Annotated in this window: 17 protein-coding genes and 1 pseudogene; 13 read left to right on the top strand and 5 right to left on the bottom strand. The window is 70.7% G+C overall.

The features are described from left to right. Positions 1–293 precede the first annotated feature (293 nt). From ACY34I_RS28010 to ACY34I_RS28000, 3 genes and pseudogenes are all read left to right on the top strand, one after another. A complete protein-coding gene (locus tag ACY34I_RS28010; RefSeq protein ID WP_462758027.1) occupies positions 294–593 on the top strand; it encodes a DivIVA domain-containing protein in 300 nt (99 codons plus the stop codon). Next, positions 590–839 (top strand): annotated as a pseudogene (locus tag ACY34I_RS28005) (hypothetical protein). Before ACY34I_RS28010 ends, ACY34I_RS28005 begins: the two are co-directional and overlap by 4 nt. 324 nt (positions 840–1,163) lie before the next feature. Next, the gene (locus ACY34I_RS28000; protein WP_462758026.1) at positions 1,164–1,568 is read left to right on the top strand and encodes a DUF2267 domain-containing protein; all 405 of its coding nucleotides are present in this window, start codon (positions 1,164–1,166) and stop codon (positions 1,566–1,568) included. A gap of 509 nt (positions 1,569–2,077) precedes the next feature. Here ACY34I_RS28000 and ACY34I_RS27995 read toward each other — a convergent pair. Together ACY34I_RS27995 and ACY34I_RS27990 are read right to left on the bottom strand one after the other, a co-directional pair. After that, positions 2,078–2,563, bottom strand: coding sequence for a hypothetical protein (locus ACY34I_RS27995; RefSeq protein ID WP_462758025.1), 486 nt, complete (start codon positions 2,561–2,563; stop codon positions 2,078–2,080). A 449-nt stretch (positions 2,564–3,012) separates the two neighbouring features. Next, entirely contained in the window at positions 3,013–3,540 is a 528-nt protein-coding gene (locus tag ACY34I_RS27990; protein ID WP_462758023.1) for a winged helix-turn-helix transcriptional regulator, read from the bottom strand. 86 nt (positions 3,541–3,626) lie between these two features. Here ACY34I_RS27990 and ACY34I_RS27985 point away from each other — a divergent pair, with 86 nt between their 5' ends. Next, positions 3,627–5,054 carry an MFS transporter gene (locus ACY34I_RS27985; RefSeq protein WP_462758021.1) on the top strand — a complete coding sequence of 476 codons (1,428 nt, stop codon included), beginning with the start codon at positions 3,627–3,629 and terminating at the stop codon, positions 5,052–5,054. A gap of 15 nt (positions 5,055–5,069) precedes the next feature. On the opposite strand, the gene ACY34I_RS27980 is transcribed toward ACY34I_RS27985, so the two are convergent. Beyond that, entirely contained in the window at positions 5,070–5,384 is a 315-nt protein-coding gene (locus tag ACY34I_RS27980) for a DUF4326 domain-containing protein (protein ID WP_462758020.1), read from the bottom strand. 132 nt (positions 5,385–5,516) lie between these two features. On the opposite strand from ACY34I_RS27980, the gene ACY34I_RS27975 reads away from it, so the two are divergent. The 3 genes from ACY34I_RS27975 to ACY34I_RS27965 all read left to right on the top strand — a co-directional run bounded on the left by ACY34I_RS27975 (position 5,517) and on the right by ACY34I_RS27965 (position 10,813). Next, positions 5,517–6,989: a M1 family metallopeptidase gene (locus ACY34I_RS27975; protein ID WP_462758019.1), complete on the top strand. Its 1,473-nt coding sequence runs from the start codon at positions 5,517–5,519 to the stop codon at positions 6,987–6,989. A gap of 189 nt (positions 6,990–7,178) precedes the next feature. Beyond that, positions 7,179–8,978: a glycoside hydrolase family 3 protein gene (locus tag ACY34I_RS27970; RefSeq protein ID WP_462758017.1), complete on the top strand. Its 1,800-nt coding sequence runs from the start codon at positions 7,179–7,181 to the stop codon at positions 8,976–8,978. Positions 8,979–8,986: 8 nt separating this feature from the next. Continuing rightward, positions 8,987–10,813: a serine hydrolase domain-containing protein gene (locus ACY34I_RS27965; protein WP_462758016.1), complete on the top strand. Its 1,827-nt coding sequence runs from the start codon at positions 8,987–8,989 to the stop codon at positions 10,811–10,813. Between the two features lie 49 nt (positions 10,814–10,862). On the opposite strand, the gene ACY34I_RS27960 is transcribed toward ACY34I_RS27965, so the two are convergent. Together ACY34I_RS27960 and ACY34I_RS27955 are read right to left on the bottom strand one after the other, a co-directional pair. Then, positions 10,863–11,765 (bottom strand): IS5 family transposase, encoded by a 903-nt coding sequence (locus tag ACY34I_RS27960; protein ID WP_462758015.1) that lies wholly within the window; start codon positions 11,763–11,765, stop codon positions 10,863–10,865. A gap of 122 nt (positions 11,766–11,887) precedes the next feature. Then, positions 11,888–13,723 (bottom strand): AMP-dependent synthetase/ligase, encoded by a 1,836-nt coding sequence (locus ACY34I_RS27955; RefSeq protein ID WP_462758014.1) that lies wholly within the window; start codon positions 13,721–13,723, stop codon positions 11,888–11,890. A gap of 687 nt (positions 13,724–14,410) precedes the next feature. Here ACY34I_RS27955 and ACY34I_RS27950 point away from each other — a divergent pair. From ACY34I_RS27950 to ACY34I_RS27925, 6 genes are read left to right on the top strand one after another with little or no spacing between them, the layout of a single operon-like run. Then, positions 14,411–16,024, top strand: a complete 1,614-nt coding sequence (locus ACY34I_RS27950; protein WP_462758013.1) for an ABC transporter substrate-binding protein — start codon at positions 14,411–14,413, stop codon at positions 16,022–16,024. Positions 16,025–16,032: 8 nt separating this feature from the next. Then, the gene (locus ACY34I_RS27945; protein WP_462758012.1) at positions 16,033–16,989 is read left to right on the top strand and encodes an ABC transporter permease; all 957 of its coding nucleotides are present in this window, start codon (positions 16,033–16,035) and stop codon (positions 16,987–16,989) included. Further along, positions 16,986–17,870 carry an ABC transporter permease gene (locus ACY34I_RS27940; RefSeq protein ID WP_462758011.1) on the top strand — a complete coding sequence of 295 codons (885 nt, stop codon included), beginning with the start codon at positions 16,986–16,988 and terminating at the stop codon, positions 17,868–17,870. Before ACY34I_RS27945 ends, ACY34I_RS27940 begins: the two co-directional genes overlap by 4 nt. Then, positions 17,870–18,934, top strand: coding sequence for an ABC transporter ATP-binding protein (locus ACY34I_RS27935; RefSeq protein ID WP_462758009.1), 1,065 nt, complete (start codon positions 17,870–17,872; stop codon positions 18,932–18,934). Before ACY34I_RS27940 ends, ACY34I_RS27935 begins: the two co-directional genes overlap by 1 nt. After that, positions 18,931–19,932: an ABC transporter ATP-binding protein gene (locus tag ACY34I_RS27930; protein WP_462758007.1), complete on the top strand. Its 1,002-nt coding sequence runs from the start codon at positions 18,931–18,933 to the stop codon at positions 19,930–19,932. Before ACY34I_RS27935 ends, ACY34I_RS27930 begins: the two co-directional genes overlap by 4 nt. Next, positions 19,929–21,716 (top strand): gamma-glutamyltransferase family protein, encoded by a 1,788-nt coding sequence (locus tag ACY34I_RS27925; RefSeq protein WP_462758006.1) that lies wholly within the window; start codon positions 19,929–19,931, stop codon positions 21,714–21,716. Before ACY34I_RS27930 ends, ACY34I_RS27925 begins: the two co-directional genes overlap by 4 nt. The last annotated feature ends 2 nt before the right edge of the window (positions 21,717–21,718 follow it).

Genomic DNA, 21,718 nt, shown 5'->3' with positions numbered 1-21,718 from the left:
CGTCGACCCGATATCTTCCGGCATCCGAGCACTCCCTGATTCCGTCCTGCAACACTGCGTGACGCTGCTCTGAAACTCCTACAGGTTGCAGTAAAGAATGTCAATACACCTGGCGGGAAATCTGCTGTGGAACGTTGCATTGTCGCTTCGCCGTGTCACAGGCTGACCACAAGAGCCGTGCTGCCGTACCGCTGAAGGGAGCTGCGGTGGCAGGGCCGGGGTGTGTCCGCCTGTGCGGGGAGGGCGGGTGGCCCCACCCCATCCACCCACAATGAGCGAGGGGAACCAGCGGGATGAGCGCCCGCAACCAGCGACCGGCTCGGGGGAGCGGAGCGACCTACCGCTCCAGCGCGTACACCAGCCTGCTGCCGTGGCAGGTGCGCGAGCGCCGCTTCAAACCGGTCGGGCTCGGACGCCGCGGCCTGAACCCCGACGACGTCTACGCCTTCCTTGACCGGGCCGCCGGCGACATGGCCGCCGTCCACGCCGCCCTCGCCGCCAGCCGCCGGGAGACCGCCGTGATCAAGGACGCCCTGCGCCGCTGGCAGTCCGACCAGGCCCGCGCCCGCGACGCCCGGGGACACGAGCGGTGACCCAGCGGTACGTCATCCACCTGCCGATCGCCGCCGCCGACCTGCCCGCCGCGCAGCGCCTCGCGCGGGTGGTCGGCCGCTGGCTGCTGGTGCTGCCGCAGACCGACCCGGGGGAGATCACCGTCTCCGCCGAGGACGATCAGAACGTACGGCATCGGTTTTCTGCGATGCGCTGATGCCCGGCGGTCGGCGCTGCTGCTCCGCGCACACCACGACGGCCCCTGCACCCGCCGGCTGCGCCGTTGACCGGCCCGGTGATGCCTGTCTGGCAGCTCGCGGCGGGCACACCTGCCCTCAGTCGACCAGCGAACCCAGAGCAGTTGATGATTTCGCCAGTTACCTCGTAGCCGGGGTGGCACGGCTTCGCCAACAGCTCGCCCGCCCGTCCAGGTTCATCGGAACGTCGCGGATGTCGCCGTGACACGCCCTGGCGATTCGCCCGATGGGGATGAGGCAGGGTCACCCCCCGTCCCAGGAAGCTGTCGAGGTACTGAACCCAACCGCGGCGCATTGAGGTCAGGGACTCGCAACTGGCGATTCGAGGGCGATCCGGGCGGAGAGGAGAATCAGGTGGAATACCAGGATTTCATCAACGCGGTGGCCACGCGGGCGAAGGTGCCGACTGATCAGGCGGAGACACTGACCGGCGCGACGTTGGCGACATTGGCGGATCGGATCAGCGCCGGCCAGGCTGAGGACCTTGCCTACCAGCTTCCGGACGCGCTGGCCGATCACCTGCGCACACCGCTCGGACGGGAACGGGCCACGTCGTTCGGGCTCGACGAGTTCGTGCGGCGGGTGGGGGACAGCCCGAACGTCGACCGCGCGCTCGCCGGTGCCGGGGTTAGCGCGGTGCTCACCACGCTACGTGAGGCTGTCACCCGTGACGAGTTCGAGAAGGCGGTGGCTCAGCTTTCGAAAGAGTTCTGGCAGGTGATCGAACCGGTGGGTGCCGGGCGGCGCCCCGGCTCGTAGCACGCACCGTTGAGGCAGCAGCAGGGGTGTGTGTCCGCGCAGGTCCGCGTACTCCCGGCGGATCCGGGCCCCGTCCTCCCCGCTGGCGACTTCGGGTCGACCCGTGCGTCGGGCGGCGCGCACCGCCGCGACGGCGCGCGGTAGGTCCCGAGTCATCGCGATGCCGGCCCGGGTTTCGGTGGCTCTCCACTCCGACCACAGCTCGGAGACCTGGCTGAAGCCGAGGATGGGCTGTTGCGGCGTGCGAGCCCGCCCGGACCCCGCCGACCGGTGCGCCCACCCGCTCCGAGGCAAGTTGGGCGGTGACCTGGACGACAGTCCCTGGCCGACACCCGAATGTTCGGGTGTCGGCCGGGGACAGATCCCGTCATGGGCGGTTGCTGACCGGCCCTGCCGGGTTGGCAACCCGGCAGGGCCGTATCGCACCTTCCACGTGGGGCCGCCCTTGGCGCGGCATGTGACCGCCACGCCCAGGCATCCCCACCGTGGTGGGAAACGATCCCGGAAGGTCAGTCCGAGGCAGGGTCGCTTGGCTGAGCAGAGGCGCTGGGGCTAGGTGTCCCGCCCGTCGCCGGGCAGGTCTGCGCCAGGTTGAATGTTCCGTCGGTGCCCGTGATCATCGCCGTGGCGCTGGTAAGGGTGAACGGATTCACCAACTGCCCGGACGAGGACAGGCCGGCCGGCGTCCTGATCCACGCTTTGTCGCCCACGATTGCGCGGTCAGCGGCAGGTGTGGTCGTGATGGTTTCCCTGGCGGGGCCACCCTCTGTGGCGAAGTCGATGGTCAGTGACGTGAAGGTGCCCTGCTGCACTGCGGCAGGCAGGGCGAAGACCCAGACGTCCTCCGCCTGGAACGGGCCACCACCGAGGTTGGGGTCGCACTGGTGAGTTCTGAACGCGGCCGCCGTCGTGCCGGTGTCCGCCGGATTGATGTTGATCGTCGTGTCAGCCCACGCTGGTGCGGCGGAGCCCAGGCCGATCGCGGCGGCCAGCATGGTGGCTCCCGCAAGGCGGGTGAATGGTTTGGTCAACGAAATCCCCCCCAGGAAGACGCAATTTTGTTAATAGCTTGTGAAGTGGGGCGCGACCCGGTGCCAGGTAACCACGGATGGCGGGTTCCGATTGCGAGAATCCAGCTTCTTCCCTCCGGGGACAGAGGGCTGTGATAGGCGAGCTGCGACGCCTGGGAGAAGCTTCCCAGTCCAACCGGTCGGTCACCGCCGCAAAGCGAAACGGGGGAGACCACCTCTGCGCCGAGGACGGCCAGAACGTACGCCATCGGGTCTGCTGCGATCGGAGGTCGGCGCTCCCTGCTCCGCGCCGACCAACACGGCGCCAAACCTGGCGAACAGCACAGCGGCGCCGAAAGCATTGTCGAGTAGCACCACCATCGACCCGATGGCGCCCTGGCGACCGCCCATCGGCAGCCTGCGGCCGCGGCGGCTCAGAGCAGCGGTTGGAGGAGTCGGTGCGGGCGCTGACGCAGCGCGACGCTGACCGGGTCCTGGCGCGGCTGGGCAGGGATGCCCGGGCCCGGTTGGGCCTCGACGTCTCCGGGTGGCACGTCGGCCTGCCCGCAGGCCGGGCAGCGGCCGGCCGGGTCGAGTTCGGTGCCGCAGGTGGCGTGCCGGAACGTCCGCAGCGGCTCGCCGGTGGCAAAGTGCCGCTCGCCCCAGCGCATCAGCGGGTAGATCACGGACCAGAGTTCGGTGCCGCGCTCAGTGAGCAGGTATTCGTCCCGGGGTGGGGATTCCTGGTAGCGATTGCGCTGCAGGATTCCGGCGTCGACGAGGGTGTTGAGGCGGTCAGCGAGCACGGCTCGGGGGATGTCCAGGTGGCTGAGGAAGTCGCCGTAGCGGCGTACGCCGTAGAAGGCGTCGCGGACGACGAGCAGCGTCCACCGCTCGCCGACCAGTTCCAACGCCCTGGCCAGGGAACAGTTCTGCCCTTCGTAGCCCTTCCCCAGCGCCATGGAATGGATCCTACCTCCCAGTCGGTTCATTCAGCGAACCATCTCTGCTAGTGTCGGTTCACTCACCGAACTGAGAGGCCCTCCGCATGTCGACCCCCGCCAGCGCCACCGCGCCGTCCGCCGCCCCGGCCCCGGACGCCGCCCGCTCCGGCGCCCGGGCCCTGTTCGCGGTCTGCGCCGCGACCCTGCTCGTCCTCATGAACTACACCGCACCCGTGGCCGTACTGCCCCAGACCGCCCGCAGCCTCGGAGCCGGCCTCACCACCCAGACCTGGCTGATCAACGCGATCACCCTCGGGCTCGCCGCCACCCTGCTGGTCGCTGGCAGCCTCGGCGACGACTTCGGCCGGCGGCGGATCTTCCGGGCCGGCCTCGCGCTGCTCGCCGCCAGTACCCTCGGCGCCGCCGTCGCCCCCGGCGCCGGCACCTTCATCGCCGCTCGAGTGGCACAGGGCGTCGCCAGCGCCGCCATCCTCGCCGTCGGCCTGGGCCTGCTCGCGCACACCTTCCCCACCCACCAGGGCCGGGCCCACGCCACGGCGCTCTGGGCATCGATGATCGGCGCCGGCATCGCCGTCGGCCCACTGGCCTCGGCCGCGCTGACCGCACTCAGCAGTTGGCGCTGGCTCTACCTCCTCCTCGCGGCGCTGGCCGCCGTACTGGCGGCGACCGGCGGGCGACTGCTCGCCGAGTCCCGGGCCGAACGGGCAGCCCGCATCGACGTACCCGGTGTGCTGGCCCTCGGCGCTGGCCTGGCCCTGCTGCTCATCGCCGTCACCGCCGGACGCACCGGGTGGCTGCGGCCCACGGTGCTGATCCCCCTGGTGCTGGCGGTGCTGCTGCTCGCCGCCTTCGTGGCGACCGAGGCCCGCACCCGGGCGCCGATGCTCGACCTGGCCCTGTTCCGCCGGCCGGACTTCCGGGTCGCCACCCTCGGCGCGCTCTTCACCGGGCTCGCCGCGCTCGGCCCGAGCACCGTCCTGCCCACCCTCGTGCAACGGTTGATCGGCGTCAACGCCCTGGGAGCCGCCGGCCTGGCCTTCCTCTGGGCCGGGGCCTCGTACGTGGTCAGCAACCAGATGCGCCACCACGGGACGCGCTTCGCGCCCACCCGGCAACTCGCCCTCGGCTTCGCCCTCACCGCCGCCGGCTACCTGGCCATGCTCGGCTACGCCGACGCGCACTCATGGGTCCGCACCATCCCCGGGCTGCTCATCTCCGGGGCGGGCAGCGGCCTGCTCAACGCGGCACTCGCCCGGCTCGCCGTCGCCAGCGTGCCCCCGGACCGGGTCGCGATGGGCTCCGGCGCCAACAACACCGCCCGCTACGTCGGTGCCTCCCTCGGCGTCGCCGCCAGCATCACCGTGGCCTCCAGTCTGCTGCCGGCCGGCCAGGCCGGCGGTTTCTCCGCCCACGGCGCAGACGCGGTCCTGCTGCTCGGCACCGGCGTGGCCGTGCTCGGCGCCGCGGCGGCCCTGATCCGCCGCCGAGTCACCGCACCGGCCCTGGCCTGACTGTACGCAGAGTCTCTACGCCGGTGGCGAGTCGGCGAGCTCGGCGATCACCTCGGCGTGGCAGCGTTCCGGCGTACACCAACACCCGAGCCTGCGTCCGCGCAGTTCAGGGAGGAGGGCGAGGAGATCGGGGCGGCCGAGCAGGTACGCGCGGTACTTCTCGACGACCTCATCCCGGCTGCCGTCCGGGCCGGGGCGGTACGGGCTGGCGAGCGGGGACTGCGCGAGACGCCAGCCGCCGCGGTACATGGCCCGCCCGACGTAGACCACATCCGCGTAGGCCGGGTCGTCCCGGTGGCCCTTCAGGCTGACGACCGTAGTTGCCCGCATCGTCCGGCTCCTCAGCTTCCCGCTCGCACCGTCAGTATCGGCGAGGGCACGCCCCGAAGCATCAGTCCGGCGACCAACGTTCGGCAGCACCAGGCCCTCCGCGGAAGCCGATCCCTGCCGTATGGTGCGCTGATGCGTCGTCGCGTACCACTGGCCCTGCTCCTCGGACCGCTGCTCGTCACCGGGTGCACCACCGATCCGGCCGCCCCGGCCGCCGGCTCGTCCGCCCCCACGGCCGCGCCGAGCCCGAGCGTCCCCGCCGTCGACTACACCGTCTGGCAGGCCGGGCGCTCCGCACCGGTGGCCGATCCCATCTATCCCGCCCGGGGCACGGACGTGCTGGACGTTCTGCACTACGACCTGGCGCTGGACTGGGCACCGGCGACCAGGACCCTCACGGGCACCGCCACCCTGCGGATCCGGCCCACCAAGGACGCCCCCGACCTCGTCCTCGACTTCATGCCCTACGAGGTCGACGGGGTGACGCTGGACGGTACGACGGTCACCGGCACCGTGGCCAAGGAGAAGCTGACCGTGACCGGCCCGGTCGTCGCCGACAAGCCGGTGACGCTGGTGGTGAAGTACCACGGCCGGCCGAAGGCGACGCCGATGCCATCGCACCGCAAGGACGTGGAGGATCTCGGTCTCACCGTCACCAAGGAGGGCGGCCTCTGGACGATGCAGGAGCCGTTCGGGGCATTCACCTGGTACCCGGCGAACGACCAGCCCTCCGACGAGGCCCTCTACGACATCCGGATGACCGTCCCGGCGGGCTGGTCCGCGATCGCCAGCGGTACCCCGGCCGGGCAGTCCGGGAACACGTTCACCTACCGCAGCACAGATCCGGTCGCGACATATTTGACCACCCTGGCTGTCGGGAAGTACCAGAAGCTGACCGCCAAGGGGCCCCGTGGCGTTCCGCTGACCTACTGGTACCGCAAGGGCGTCGACGACAAGCTGCTGCCGTACCTCAAGAAGTCGCCGCAGTATCTGGCCTGGCTGGAGAAGAAGTTCGGGCCGTACCCGTTCCCCTCCGGCGGCGTCGTGGTGGTGGACTCGGAGTCCGGCATGGAGACCCAGCAGATGATCACGATGGGCCGGAAGATCGAGAACACCAAGGCCCGCCGGGACCGCTGGGGGAGCGACCTGCTGCACGAGTACGCCCACCAGTGGTTCGGAGATTCCGTCACCCCGACCACCTGGACCGACCTGTGGCTGAACGAGGGCTGGGCGCAGTACGCCCAGGACCTGTACACCAAGGAGACCCGGCACCTCAGCGACGCCAGCCTGGACCGGTACCTGCGCGACGCCGACACCGCCATGCGCAAGAAGCTCGGCCCGCCCGGCAAGCCCAACCCGAAGAACTTCGCCGAGGGCAACGTCTACCTGTGCCCGGAGGCGATGCTCCACGAGATTCACCGACAACTGGGCGACAAGGCGTTCTTCGCGCTGGCCCGCGCCTGGGTGCAGGAACAGCGCAACACCCAGCAGGACCGGGCGTCGTTCATCGCCTTCGTCAACAAGCAGACCGGGCGCGACTTCACCAAGCTCATCAACACCTGGCTGGACTCGAAGACCACGCCGAAGCGGATCACCGTGACCTGAGCCGGGCGGCCGCGTTCCCGCCCGCCACCGTCAGCGCCCTCGCCACCCGGGAGCTCCCGGCCTTTCTGCCTCTGTCGAGCATGGTGTGCTCCTGGGCATGGGATTGACCGGTTGCTTGTAGCTAACCTTCTTGACGATTCATCGATATGTAGCTAAGTTTCGGCCATCCGGACTGAGAGGTCGTCGTCTATGAAGACCCGACTCGTCACCGCGGCCGCCCTGTTGGCCACCCTCGCGCCGCTGCCCGCCCACGCCACCACCGCCGTATCTCCGCCGGCCGCCGAGCATGGCTGGGTCACCTCGACGTTGCGGCACATGAGCCTGGAGGAGAAGGTCGGCCAGCTCTTCGCCACCTACGTCTACGGCGGTGACGCCACCGAGCCCACAGCCGCGGACCGTGCGGCCAACCGGGCAGCGTTCGGCGTCGAGACGCCGGCCGAGGTCATCGAGGAATTCCACCTCGGTACCGTCTGCTACTTCTCCTGGTCACACAACCTGGACAGCCCCCGCCAGATCGCCACCCTCTCCAACGGCCTGCAGCGAGCCGCCCTCGGCGACGGCGGCAAGGACCAGGTGCCCCTGCTGATCTCCACCGATCAGGAGCAGGGCGTGGTGCTGCGGATGCCCGCGCCCGCCGCCCAGTTCCCCGGCTCGATGGCCCTGGGCGCCGCCCGGTCACCCCAGTTGGCACAGACGGCGGCGGAGATCACCGGACGCGAGCTGCGCGCCGTCGGCATCCACCAGCCGTACGCGCCGATCGCCGATGTCAACGTCGACCCGGCCAACCCGGTGATCGGCGTCCGGTCCTTCGGCGCCGACCCGACCCTGGTGGCCGAGCTGACCGCCGCTCAGGTCAGCGGGTTCCAGGACGGCGCCGGCGTGACGGCGGTGGCGAAGCACTTCCCCGGCCACGGCGACACGGACAACGACAGCCACACCGACCTGCCGGTGATCAACCACACCCGCCAGGAGTGGGAGCAGATCGACGCCCCGCCGTTCCGAAGGGCGATCAGCGCGGGGGTCGAATCGATCATGACCGCGCACATCGTGGTGCCCGCGCTCGACCCGTCGGGCGATCCCGCGACCCTCTCGCCGAGGATCCTCACCGGCGTGCTCCGCGGGGAGCTCGGCTTCCAGGGCGTCATCGTCACCGACGCGCTCAACATGGCGGCCGTACGCAAGAAGTACGGCGACGAGCGGGTGCCCGTGCTTGCGTTGAAGGCCGGGGCCGACCAGTTGCTGATGCCGCCGGACCTTCGGCTGGCGCGAAACGCGGTGCTGCGGGCCGTGGCCACCGGCGAGCTGACCGAAGGGCGCATCGACGAGTCGGTCCGGCGGATTCTGGCCATGAAGTACCGGCAGGGCCTGGCCCGGTCGCCGCTGGTCGACGTCGAGGCGACGGTACGCACGGTCGGGGCGCCCCAGCACCTGGCCGCCGTCACCCGGGTCACCGACCCGACCCTCACCGCGATCCGCAACGACGCCGGGCTGCTGCCGCTTGCCCGCGCGGACCGGTCGGTGCTGGTCACCGGTTGGAACAGCGCCGGCTTCGCGCCGGTCGCGGCGGTCGCCGACGGCTTCACCGCCCGCGGTGCCCGCGCCACCGCCCTGCCCGCGACCCTGCCATCCGATCAGGCGATCGCCGCGGCCGCCGCCGCGGCGGCCGGCCACGACCTCACCGTCGTGCTGGTGAGCAAGGCATGGGACATCGAGGTCACCGACCCACGGGCCAGTCAGCGGCGGCTCGTCGCGGCGCTACTGGCGACCGGCAAGCCCGTGGTCGTGGCAGCGGTCCGGGACCCGTACGACATCGCGTACCTGCCAGGCGTATCCACCTACCTGGCGTCCTACTCGTACACCCGGGCGGCGATGGACTCGCTCGTCCGCGCGCTGCACGGCGAGCTGTCTCCCCGGGGACGGCTGCCCGTCACAATCCCCACGGCCGACGGGGCGGTTCTTTACCCCTACGGCCACGGCCTGACCTGGTAGGAGGGACCATGACGGGTATTCTCCGCACCGTCTCGGCGGCCAAACGGCCACGGCGAACCGTCGCGCTCGGCCTGGCCGCGGCGATGCTGGGCGCAGCGCTCCCGGCCACCCGGACGGCCGCCGCCGAGCGGCCCCCGGCCGGGTCCGCGCCGCCAGCCGTCACCCCGGCCGATATCCAGTTCCGCGACGACACGCTGCGGCCTGGCAGCGCCAGCGAGGTCGGGTTGCTCCCCGAGCACGTGGACCGGATGCCCGCCGACCTGGCGGCATACCTCGAGCCGACCCAGGACCACCCAGGTCATCCCACGTTCGCGGGTGCCGTGGTCCTGGCCGCCAAGGACGGCGTGGTCGTGCAGCACGCCGCGGTGGGGACGGCGGTGCGCTACTCCGCCGTTGGGCCGCCGCCCGCAATGGCCGCAGTGGAGCTTCCCGACGACCAGCAACTCCCGATGCGGCCCGACACCATCTTCGACCTGGCGTCGGTGTCGAAGCTGTTCACGACGATCGTCGTCATGCAGCAGGTCGAGCGGGGGCTGGTGGACCTGGACGCGCCGGTCGCCCGGTACGTCCCCGAGTTCGCGGCGGGCGGCAAGGCGTCGGTCACCGTACGGATGCTGCTCACCCACACCTCCGGGCTGCCCGCCTTCACGCCACTGTGGAGCCGCTACCCGACGCCGGCCGAGCGGTTCGCCGCCGCCCTCGCCACGCCGCTCGCGGCCGGGGCCACGCCCGGCGCCCAGTACGTGTACTCCGACCTCGGGCTGATCGCTCTGGGCGTCCTGCTGGAACGGGTGACCGGCCGGCCGTTGGCCGACCTGGTCCGCGACGGTGTCACCGCACCGCTGGGGATGGTCGACACCGGCTACAACCCGGGGCCGGAGCTGCGGTCACGGATCGCCGCGACCGAATACCAGCCGTACGCCGGGCGCGGGATGGTCTGGGGCGAGGTGCACGACGAGAACGCGTGGTCGCTCGGCGGCGTGGCCGGGCACGCAGGGATCTTCTCCACCGCCGCCGACCTGGCCGTGCTCTGCCAGTCACTGCTCAACGGCGGCGAGTATCGCGGCCGAAGGATCCTGCGGGCCGACACGGTGCGAACAATGCTGGTCAACTACAACTCGCCGCTGGAGCAGGCCTACCCGGAGAGCGATCGAGGACTCGGCTTCGAACTCAACAAGCACTGGTACATGATGGGGCTCTCCTCACCCGTGGCGTTCGGGCACACCGGCTTCACCGGCACCTCCCTGGTGATCGACCCGCTCTCCCACTCGTTCGTCATCCTGCTCAGCAACCGGGTGCACCCCGATCGCGGCTGGGGCAGCAACAACGTCGCCCGGCGCGCGGTCGCACGCGACCTCGCCGAGGCGATCCCGGTGCGGCCCCGGTCTTACGCGGCCTGGCGAGCCGACCCCCGCGACCTTGCCACAGTCACCCTCACCGCCCCGCTGCGCCGGGCCGCGCAGGGTGGCACCGCGAGCTTCCTGCTCTGGTACGACACCGAGCCGCGCTACGACAGCGCCCGGTTCGAGGTTTCCACAGACGGAGGGCGGACCTGGTCGCCGGGACGGATGCTGCTGCGCGCGGGTGACCGGCGGTGGACCAGCGACGGCACCGTCACCGGCTACGGCGGCCGGGTCTGGTGGCAGGTCTCGGTGGAGTTGCCTGGCCAGGCGACCCACCTGCGCTGGAGCAGCACCGCCGACGCCTCCAGCCAGGGCCGTGGCGTCTACGTCGACCGGATCGCTGCGGCGGACCGGGACGGTGTGCTCTTCCACGGCGAGGGCAGTGATGCCGCGCGCCTGGTCGCCGACGGGTGGTCACCCGCCCGCACCTGACGAATCGGGTCGCGCCCGTCGTCGGTCCACCTGACGCCTAGCGCGTGTTTCATAAGGCGCGGAGCCACTGGTTGATGACCGCGATGGTGACGGTGGCTTCGAAGCGGACGGCGAGTTTCTCGTAGCGGGTGGCCATGGCACGGTTCTGCTTGAGCTGGTTGATGCCGCACTCGACGGCGTGCCGTAGCCGGTAGAGGTCTGGGTTGAAGGCGGGCGGCCGGCCGCCGTTGGATCCCTTGGCCCTGCGGTGGGCGTCCTGGTCGGCCTTGCTCGGGATGCAGACCCGCAGCTTTCGGCGGCGGGCGTACCCGCGGTTGCCGCGGCTGGTGTACGCCTTGTCGGCCAGGACCAGGTCGGGACGAGTGCGGGGCCGGCCGCCGCCGACCCGGTACACCTTGATCCGTTCCAGGACGGTGATGAATTGCGGGCTGTCTCCGCGCTGCCCACCCGTGATCACCACGGCGAGGGTCTTGCGGCCCTGCTCGCAGGCCAGGTGCGTCTTGGTGGTGAACCCGCCCCGCGATCGGCCCAGCCCATGATCGTCAGGCTCGGTGGCAACACCACCGGGTGGTTCCTTCTGCTGGTGGCCGTTGCGGCGGGCGCCGGCGGCGTGCTGGTGGGCGCGGCTGATCGTGGAGTCGACGCTGACCGTCCAGTCGATCTTCCCGCCGGCGTCAGCGCTGGCCTGCAACCCGGCCAGGACCTTCGCCCAGGTGCCGTCCCGCTGCCAGCGCCGGAACCAGCGGTACAAGGTCTGCCAGGGCGCGTACACCTCGGGCACGTCCCGCCACGGTGTTCCGGTCCGGACCCGCCACCGGATCCCGTCGATGATCTGCCGTTTCGTCCACCGCGGCGGACGTCCCCGGCCCGACTCCGTAGGCAGGACAGGCTGCAGCCCTGCCCACTGAGCGTCGGTGAGGTCGTGCCGCCTCGCTGCCGCTACCCTGGGCACGAGGTCTCCGGTCGGTCTTCGGTTTGCTTGGTCGCTAACCGATCTACCGGAGACCTCAACTTTTATCGATCACCGCCACGCCGGGCCTACCTCACCGTCCGGAAGCCCTTACGAAACACGGGCTAGTGGCCGGTGTAGAGGGCGTCGATCTCGGCGGCCCGATGCCGCTGCACCACCTCGCGTTTGATCTTCAACGTGGGGGTGAGCTCGCCGTTGGCCTCGGTGAAGTCGTCCGGCAGGATGCGGAAGGTCTTGATCGCCTCCGCATGGGAGACCGACCTGTTGGCCTGGTCGATCGCGGCCTGGATCTCGCCACGCAGGGCGGGGTCGTCGCGCAGTTCCGCCACCGAGGCGTCCGGGTGACCGTGCTCGCTCCGCCACCGCGACCACGCCCGCGGGTCGATGGTGACCAGCGCGGCGGCGTACGGCTTGGCATCACCGACCAGCATGGACTGGCTGACCAGCGGGTGCGCGCGGACCCGATCCTCCATGGGTCCGGGGATCACGTGTTTACCCGCCGCGGTCACGATGATCTCCTTCGTGCGTCCCGTGATCCGCAGATAGCCGTCGTCGTCGAGGCTGCCGAGGTCACCGGTGCGGAACCAGCCGTCGGCGGTGAATGTCTCGCGGGTGGCGGCCGCGTTGTTCCAGTACCCCTGGAACACGACGTCGCCGCGGGCGAGGACCTCCCCATCGTCGGCGATGGCCAACTCCACGCCCGGCAGTGGCCGGCCGACAGTGCCGATCCGCATCGCCGACAGCCGGTTCGCCGCCAGCGCCGGCGAGGTCTCCGTCAACCCGTATCCTTCCAGCGCGGTCAAGCCGGCTCCCCGGAAGAAGTGCCCGAGCCGCTGACCGAGCGGGGCGCCGCCGACGATCGCGACCTGACACCGCCCGCCGAGCGCCGCCCGCAGCTTCCGGTAAACCAACGCGTCGAAGAGGCGCCGCGTCAGCCGGAGCAGCGGGCCAGGGCCGGACGGGCGGTCGAGCGCCAGGCTGTACCGCACCGCCACCTGGTCCGCGACGGCGAAGAGTCGACCTTGGTGCTCCTCGACGGCCTTCTGCCGTGCCCGGTTGTACACCCTTTCGAACACCCGTGGCACCGCGAGGATGAACGTCGGCCGGAATTGCCGTAGCTGGTCCATCACCCCGCCCATGCTGGCGCTGTGCACCATCGTCGCCCCGGTGTGCACCATCGCCACCTGGACCATCCGGGCGAACGCGTGCGCCAACGGCAGGAAGAGCACGGTCGAGGCGCCCTGGTTGAACAGCTCCGGCAACGCCGCGACCGCGTTGCCGACGTCGAGGCGGATGTTGCGGTGCGTCAGCATGCAGCCCTTGGGCCGGCCCGTTGTCCCGCTGGTGTAGACGATCGTCGCCACGTCCCCGCCCGACACCGCCTCACGCCGGCTCGCCACCTGCTCGTCGTCGATGGTTCGGCCCCGATCGGCGACCTGGATCAGGTCACCGGCGTCGATCTGCCACACCTGGCCCAGCGCCGGCAGCCTGTCCCGCACGCCGGTCAGCATCGCGGCGTGATCACCTGTCTCCACCACGCACGCCACCGCGCCGGAGTCGGCGAGGATCCAGGCCAGTTGCCCGGCACTCGAGGTGTCGTACACCGGAACGGTCACCGCGCCGATCGTCCACAACGCGTAGTCGACCAGCGTCCACTCGTACCGGGTGCGGCTCACCAGTGCCACCCGGGCCCCTGGCTCGAGCCCTGCGGCGATGAGTCCGCGCGCCAACGCCAGCACGTCGTCGCGGAACTGTCGGCAGGTGACCGCACCCGCCCCGCCGACGCCGGACTGCCGCGCGGGCCACGACCGGACGTCCGGGTTCGGGCGCAGGAACTGCACGGCGTCGGGTTTCCGCCGTGCGTTCTCCCACACCACATCGGCCAGCCCCACCGACTCGCCGCCGGTCACCTCCGGCTTCACCGCGACGCTGCGCCGCATGCCCCGTACGCCCCCTGTAGGCCGATGCGATGTCCCTGCTTGTGCTGGCTGCAGGCGTACCGGGCCGCGCTGGAAGCGGTCCTCCGGCGTGACCCGGCCGCCGTGATGACCGACGCGTCCTGCGGACGCACTGTCGGCTCCTCAGCTTCTTCTAGAGCTGGGCGGGATCGTGCACGAAGTCCATCCGCTTGTCCTGCGGCCGGATCTTCACTACCTGCTTCCTCCCCGTGTGACAGCCCTCCGCCGCGCGATTGCCCGTGGCGTACGTGGGCAAACGTCCCGGTCCCGCCCGGGGTCCTCGTTTCCGGCTGGCGGGTAACCCGCACCCGACGGCCATCCGGGCTTGGCGCGCATGACCCCACCCGCCGGGACATGCCGCCGGTCGTCCGGCAGATCGTCGGGGTGATCGGCGTGGCGGACTTCATCCATCTCCGCGCCGCGCCCGACAGGGACCACGCCGACTAAGCAGCCGACTGCGTCCCGTAGCCGATCGTGTACTCGCGCTGCGTGACGGTCCGATTTCTCCTCGACTGTCGGGTGTATCCGCCGCTCGGCGGCCATCGACGGAGGTCTTGCGCAGCCTTCGTATACAACATACGCTCCCCGAATTGCCCAGTCGAGGAGCCAAGAATGACGAACTCCTTCAGCGAAACGAGTCCGCGGAGGTTCGGTCCACTCCGGGCCGCTGTGGCGGCGGTCGCTGTTGCCTGCACGGTCGTTGCCTGCTCGCCAGTGTCGGACAGCGGGGGCGGCAAATCCGGCGAAGACCAGGCGGCAGGCCAGGACTTCTTCGGTACGCCGGCGGACCCCGCCGCGGTGAAGGACGGCGGCAAGCTGGTCATCGCCCTCTCCGCCGAGCCCGACGCGCTGGACCCGACCCTGTCGCGCAGCCTCTACTCGCGCTACGTCTTCCAGGCCATGTGCCAGAAGCTCTACGACGTGAACGAGCAGGCGCAGGTCGTGCCACAGTTGGCGACCGCGCTCCCCAGCACCAGCAGCGACGGCAGGACGGTCACCATTCCGCTGCGCCAGGACGCGCGCTTCGCGGACGGAACGCCCTTCGACTCCGCCGCGGTCAAGGCCACGCTGCAACGACACCTGACCAACGCCCGGTCCGCGCGCAAGAGCGAGCTCGGTCCCATCGACAGCGTCGACACGCCCGACGCACACACCGTCGTCGTCCACCTGAAGCAGCCGTTCGCACCCCTGATCGGCGCCTTGGCGGACCGCGCAGGCATGATCATGAGCCCGAAGGCGCTGCAGAAGCTGGGCGACAACTTCGCCACCGCGCCGGTCTGCGTCGGGCCCTTCAAGTTCGCCAAGCGCGTGCCGCAGAACTCCATCGACGTCCAGCGGGACCCGAACTTCTACGACGCCGCCAAGGTCCACCTCGACGCCATCTCCTGGCGCATCCTCAGCGACGCGAGCATTCGGGCCGCGAACCTGCGCTCCGGCGATGCCCAGGTCGCCGACACCATCTCCACGCAGGACTACGCCGCGTTGCGGGGAGATGCCTCGCTCAGCATCCTGCAGTCCCAGTCTCTCGGCTACCAAGGGCTGACGTTCAACATCGGTAACGTCGACGGCGTCGGCACCACACCGAAGCCCATCGACCGCCCCATCGCCCAGAACGCCAAGGTCCGGCAGGCCTTCGAGCACGCGATCGACCGAAAGGCATTGGTCCAGGCCGTCTTCAACGGGCTCTTCGCCACCGCCTGCTCGCCGGTCTCGCCCGCGAGCCCGTTCTCGTCCCCGGAAGCGCAGGCGTGCCCCGCGCACGATCCCGCCAAGGCCAAGCAGTTGCTTGCCGAAGCGGGCGTTCAGACGCCGTACCCGGTGGCGATGCTCATCTCGAACACGCCCGACTCGCTGCGCCTCGCGCAGGCGCTCCAGGCCATGGTGAAGGACGGCGGATTCGACCTCAAGATCAACCCGGTGGAGTACTCCTCCCTCCTCGACGAGCAGGACCGCGGCAACTTCGAGTTGCTGCAGCTGGGCTGGAGCGGCCGGATCGACCCGGACGCCAACATCACGAACTTCGTCGGTACCGGCGGGAGCCAGAACGTCGCCGGCTACAGCAATCCACAGCTCGACGACGTACTGACCCAGGCTCGCCAGGCGAACGACATCGAGGCGCGCAAGAAGCTGTACGGGCAGGCGGTGACGATCCTGCAGCAGGACGACGCGCTGATCTACCTCTACCGGCAGCGGAACCTGACCGCCGTCTCCAAGAAGATCCAGGGCTTGCAGGTCTTCCCGGACGGCGTGATCCGCGCAGCCTTCGCCGGGTTCGCGAAGTAGGTCGACCGGTGGCACGGTATCTGCTCACGCGCGCCTGGCAGTCAGCGCTGACCCTGCTGTTGTCGACGGTCGTGGTGTTCCTCGGTGTGCGGGCCCTTCCCGGTGACCCGGCCCTCGCCCTCGCGGGCGAGGACCGGTCACCGGAGGCACTGGAGGCCATCCGCCACCACTACGGCCTGGACCAGCCGCTGCCACTGCAGTTCGCGCAGTACGTGGAGCGCCTCGTGCAGGGCGACTTCGGGGTCTCGATCCGAACCGGGATACCGGTCTCGTCGATGCTCACGACCGCCCTGCCCGTCACGGCCGAGCTCGCCGTCCTGGCGATCCTCATCGCCGCGGCGCTCGGCATCGGCGCCGGGGTGCTCGCGGCGGTACGCCGCGGGCACCCGGCGGAGTGGCTGGCCAACGGACTGGCACTGGTGGGCCTGTCCGTTCCGCACTTCTGGCTCGGCCTGCTCGCGATCCTCTACCTCGCCGTGGCGACGGGGCTCTTTCCGGCCTCCGGATTCGTGCCACTGCTGCAGGATCCGGTCGGCAACCTGCACCACATCATCCTGCCGGCGGTGATTCTCGGCACGGGCCTCGCCGCCATCATCATGCGGCAGACACGGTCCGCGATGTTGGACGCGCTCTCGTCGGACCACGTCCGTACGGCGAAGGCGAAGGGTCTTCGGCCACGAGCCGTCATCACCCGGCACGCGCTGCGAAACAGCCTCATCGTGGTGGTGACGATCGTGGGCCTCCAGCTCGGGGGCCTGATCTCCGGGGCGGTCGTGACCGAGCAGATCTTCGGGCTGCCGGGCTTCGGCAAGATGACCATCGACGCGGTGTTCCAGCGGGACTACCCGGTGATCCAGGCGGTCGTCCTGCTCACCGCCACGGCGTACATCGTGATCAATTTCCTGGTGGACCTGCTCTACTCGGTCATCGACCCCCGTATCCGCGTGACGGGGGAGCCGGCATGACCGTCGTCGCCGTTCCGACCGCGGAGGTCGGTCCCGCCAGCATCAGCCGGCGCACCCGGGTCCTCAGACGACTGCGGAGGAACCCACTCGCCGTCGTGAGCTTCGTCGTGCTCGCGTTCGCGGCCGTCGTCGCCCTGCTTTCGCCCTGGATCGCCCCCTACGCGGTCCAGCAGACCGACTTTGCCCACACGTTCGCGCCTCCGGGCACTCCCGGCCACGTGCTGGGGACCGACGACCTGGGCCGTGACGTCCTGTCCCGCATCATGCTGGGGGCCCGGGCCTCCCTCCAGGTGGCGCTCCTGGCGGTGGCCACCTCCTTGCTCATCGGCGTCCCGCTCGGACTGGCCGCGGGCTATTTCCGGGCCTGGGACGCGGTGATCTCGCGCTTCACCGATCTGCTGCTCGCGTTCCCGTTCCTGATCATGGCGGTGGGGTTGGCCGCCATCCGGGGCGCCAGTCTCACCAACGCGGCCGTGGCCATCGGCATCGCGCAGATCCCGGGAGTGATCCGGGTGGTGCGCTCGGACACCCTGCGGCTCAAGTCGCTGGACTTCGTGGCCGCGGCCGTCGTGGAGGGCGCCAGCGACCTGTGGGTGCTCGCCCGGCACATCCTGCCGAACGCGACGTCGGTGATCCTGGTGCAGGCCACGGTCGCGATCCCGGCCGCGATCCTGGGCGAGGCGGTGCTCTCCTTTCTAGGCCTCGGCATCCAGCCCCCGGCCCCCAGCCTCGGCACCATGCTGGCCACCGCCCAGCAGTTCGCCGCCCGCGCCCCGTGGGCAGCCGTCCTGCCCGGTGTCGTGATCATGGGTCTGGCGCTGGCGTTCAACGTCTTCGGCGACGCCCTTCGGGACGCCCTCGACCCGAAGGGGGACCGGTGATGACCACGGTCGAACCGGCGGGCGCCGTCGCCGCCGCGCGCGGCACGTCCGTCCTGCAAGTACGCGACCTTTCGGTTTCGTTCAGCACCGAGGGCGGAACCGTCTCCGCGGTCGACCGGGTGAGCCTGGAACTCGCTCCCGGAGAGATCGTCGGGATGGTGGGCGAGTCCGGCTGCGGAAAGAGCGTCACGGCGATGAGCATTGCCGGGCTGCTGCCCGACAGCGCCCGGGTCTCAGGCTCGGTGCGGCTGGAGGGCACCGAGCTCGTCGGCACCCGGGAGTCGGTGCTGCGCCGCGTGCGCGGCAAGGAGATCGCCTACATCTTCCAGGAGCCGATGACGTCGTTGAACCCGGTGCTCACCGTCGGACGCCAGATCGGGGAGGTCCTGCAGGTCCACGAGCGGATGTCCAAGCGGGCCGCCCGGGCCCGCGCCGTCGAGCTGCTCTCGCTCGTCGGGATCCCGTCCGCCGCGAAACGCGTCGACAACTACCCGCACCAGCTCTCCGGCGGCATGCGCCAGCGCGTGATGATCGCGATGGCGGTGGCCTGCGGCCCGAAGGTGCTGGTGGCCGACGAACCCACCACCGCCCTGGACGTCACGGTCCAGGCCGGCATCCTCCAGGTGCTCCGGGACCTGCGGGACCGGCTGGGCACCACCATCCTCATCATCACGCACGACCTCGGCGTGATCGCCGACATCGCGGACCGCGTCGTCGTCATGTACGCCGGGCGGGTGGTGGAGCAGGCGTCGGTCACCGAGCTCTTCGCGCACCCGCACCACCGCTACACGGCCGGGCTCCTGGCCGCCTCACCGACGCCCGGCAGGCACGCCGGCGCCCAGCGGCTGCAGGAGATACCCGGTCTCGTGCCGGTCCTGTCGGCCCAGCCCGATGCCTGCACCTTCGCCGATCGCTGCCCTGCCGCCGATGCGCAGTGCCGCGACTCCGCCCCGCCCCTGGAGGTGGCCAGGACCGGGTCCACGGTCCCGTCGACAGGCCACCTTGCGGCATGTTGGCATCCCTGCCCCACGCCCCGGACGCAGCCCCAGGAGACCAGCGCATGACGCCGCAGCCGAACGCCCTCGAACTCGAGGACCTGGTGATGCACTTCGGGCCGGTACGAGCCGTGGACGGCGTGTCCCTCACCATCCCCAAGGGTCGGGTCACCGCGCTGGTGGGGGAGAGCGGCTCGGGCAAGTCCACCGTGGGCAGATGCGTGGTGCGGCTCGAAAGACCCACCGCGGGCGTGGTCAGGATCGCCGGGACAGACGTCACGCACCTGTCCCGGCGACAGCTACGCCAGCACCGCAGCGCGGTGTCGATCGTCTTCCAGGACCCCGCCGGCTCGCTGGACCCGCGCATGCTGGTCGGGGAGATCGTCGGCGAGCCGTTGCGGCTGTCCGGTGAGCGGATCTCCCGGCGCGACCGGGAGGCCCGCGTTGCCACGGAGCTCGGCAGGGTCGGCCTGCGGGCTGAAGTGGCCCGCCGGTACCCCCACGAGCTCTCCGGAGGTCAACGCCAGCGGGTCAGCATCGCCCGGGCACTGATCTCCGAGCCCATGCTGCTCATCGCGGACGAACCCACGAGCGCCCTCGACGTGTCCGTGCAGGCGTCGGTGCTCAACCTCCTCGCCGACCTGCAGCGGGACATCGGGTTCGCCTGCCTCTTCATCACCCACGACCTCTCGGCGGTCGAGTACCTGGCGGACGACATCGCCGTCATGTACCTCGGCCAACTCGTCGAAAAGGGCCCCCGCGAGCGGATCTTCACGCGACCGGCCCACCCCTACACCCAGGCGCTGCTGGCGGCCGCGCCGGTGGCCGACCCGGTCCGCCAACGGCAGCGTCAACCGGTGCTGCTCGGCGACGACCTGCCGTCCGCGCTGGACCCGCCGTCCGGCTGCCGCTTCCGCACCCGGTGCCCGCTCGCGTTCGACCGTTGCGCGACGGAGGTGCCCGCGCACGTGGAGTTCGGTGGCGGCATGGCCGCCTGCCACCTGGTCCAGCCCGACGGCACCCGGCCCGACGTCCGGGCCGCCGACACGAGTGAGGTGTTGTCATGACGTTCACCACCAGGCCAACGCTGCAGGGAACGTTCGGGATGGTGTCCTCGACGCACTGGCTCGCGAGCCAGTGCGCCATGGGGATCCTCGAGCGCGGTGGAAACGCCTTCGACGCCGCGGTCACCGCCGGGTTCGTCCTGCACGTCGTCGAACCACACCTGAACGGGCCGGGCGGTGAGGTGCCCGCCATCGTGGCAACGGCGCAGGACCCGACCCCGAAGGTGCTCTGCGGGCAGGGGCCGGCACCGGCCGGTGCCACCATCGCGCACTTCCGATCCCTCGGGATGGAACTCATCCCCGGGTCCGGCCCGCTCGCGGCAGCCGTGCCCGGCGCCGTGGACGCCTGGCTTCTGCTGCTGCGCGACCACGGCACGCTCCTGCTGGAGGAGGTGCTGGAACCGGCGATCGGCTACGCCGGCGCCGGCCACCCGCTGGTCGGTCGGGTCGGCGAAACGGTGGCGACCGTGCAGTCGCTGTTCGAGGAACACTGGCACACCTCCGCGCAGCTCTGGCTGCGCACCGGCAAGCCGCCAGCGGCGGGCGAGCTGTTCACCAACCGGGCCTACGCGCAGACCCTGCAGCGACTGGTCGACGCCGGCCGGGCAGCCGGCTCCGACCGCGAGGCGCAGATCGAGGCCGCGCGCCGCGCCTGGGGTGAAGATTTCGTCGCCGAGGCGGTCGACCGGTTCAGCCGGAAACCGTTCCAGGACTCCAGCGGACGTCCCCATCCCGGCCTCGTCACCGGTGTCGACATGGCTGCCTACTCGGCGAGCTGGGAGGAACCGGTCACCCTCGACTGGCACGGATACTCGGTGGCGAAGACCGGTTTCTGGGGCCAGGGGCCTGTGCTGCTGGAGACCCTGGCGGTCCTCGATGCGCTCGACGACCCCCGGGCGTACGACCCGTCGATCGCGGCCGGCATCCACGCCCAGGCCGAAGCGCTCAAACTCGCCTTCGCCGACCGCGAGGCCTGGTACGGCGACGTCGAGGTGCCCGCGAAGGCGCTCCTCTCCCGCGAGTACGCGCGGGACAGGGCGGGCCTGATCGGAGAACGCGCGTCAGCTGAGCTGCGACCGGGCCGCCCCGACGGTGCGGAGCCACGCCTTCCGGCTCACGTGCGGCACACTGCCGGACGTCGTGCCGACCTGGCGGACCCCACGACGGGGGAGCCGACGGTGAAGGCGGACGGGGTGACCCGCGGCGACACCTGTCACGTCGACGTGGTCGACCGCTGGGGCAACATGATCTCCGCCACCCCGAGCGGAGGCTGGCTGCAGAGCTCTCCCACCATCCCGGAACTCGGCTTCCCCCTCGGCAGCCGACTCCAGATGTTCTGGCTGGAGGACGGTCTCGCCTCGTCGCTGGCTCCCGGACGCCGGCCGCGCACCACACTGAGCCCGACCATGGTGCACCGCGACGGGGAGCCCGTGATGGCCTGCGGCACTCCCGGTGGCGACCAGCAGGACCAGTGGCAGCTGCTGTTCCTGCTCCGTCATCTCGTCGGAGGTCAATCCCTGCAGGAGGCCATCGACGCGCCTGCGTGGCACACGGTCAGCCAGCCGGCGTCGTTCTACCCGCGCGACGCCGAGCCCGGCGTGCTGGTGGTGGAGGACCGACTCGACGAGGACGTACTGGCGGCACTGCGTGCGTACGGGCACGAGGTGCGGCTGTCCGGCGCGTGGAGCCTGGGCCGCCTCTGTGCGGTGACCCGCGATCCGGGCACGGGCGTGCTCGCGGCAGGAGCGAACCCGCGTGGCATGCAGGGTTACGCCTGCGGCCGTTGACT

This window comes from Micromonospora sp. RTBAU3-60 (genome assembly GCF_054963695.1).
This window is presented reverse-complemented; position numbering and strand designations above follow the sequence as displayed.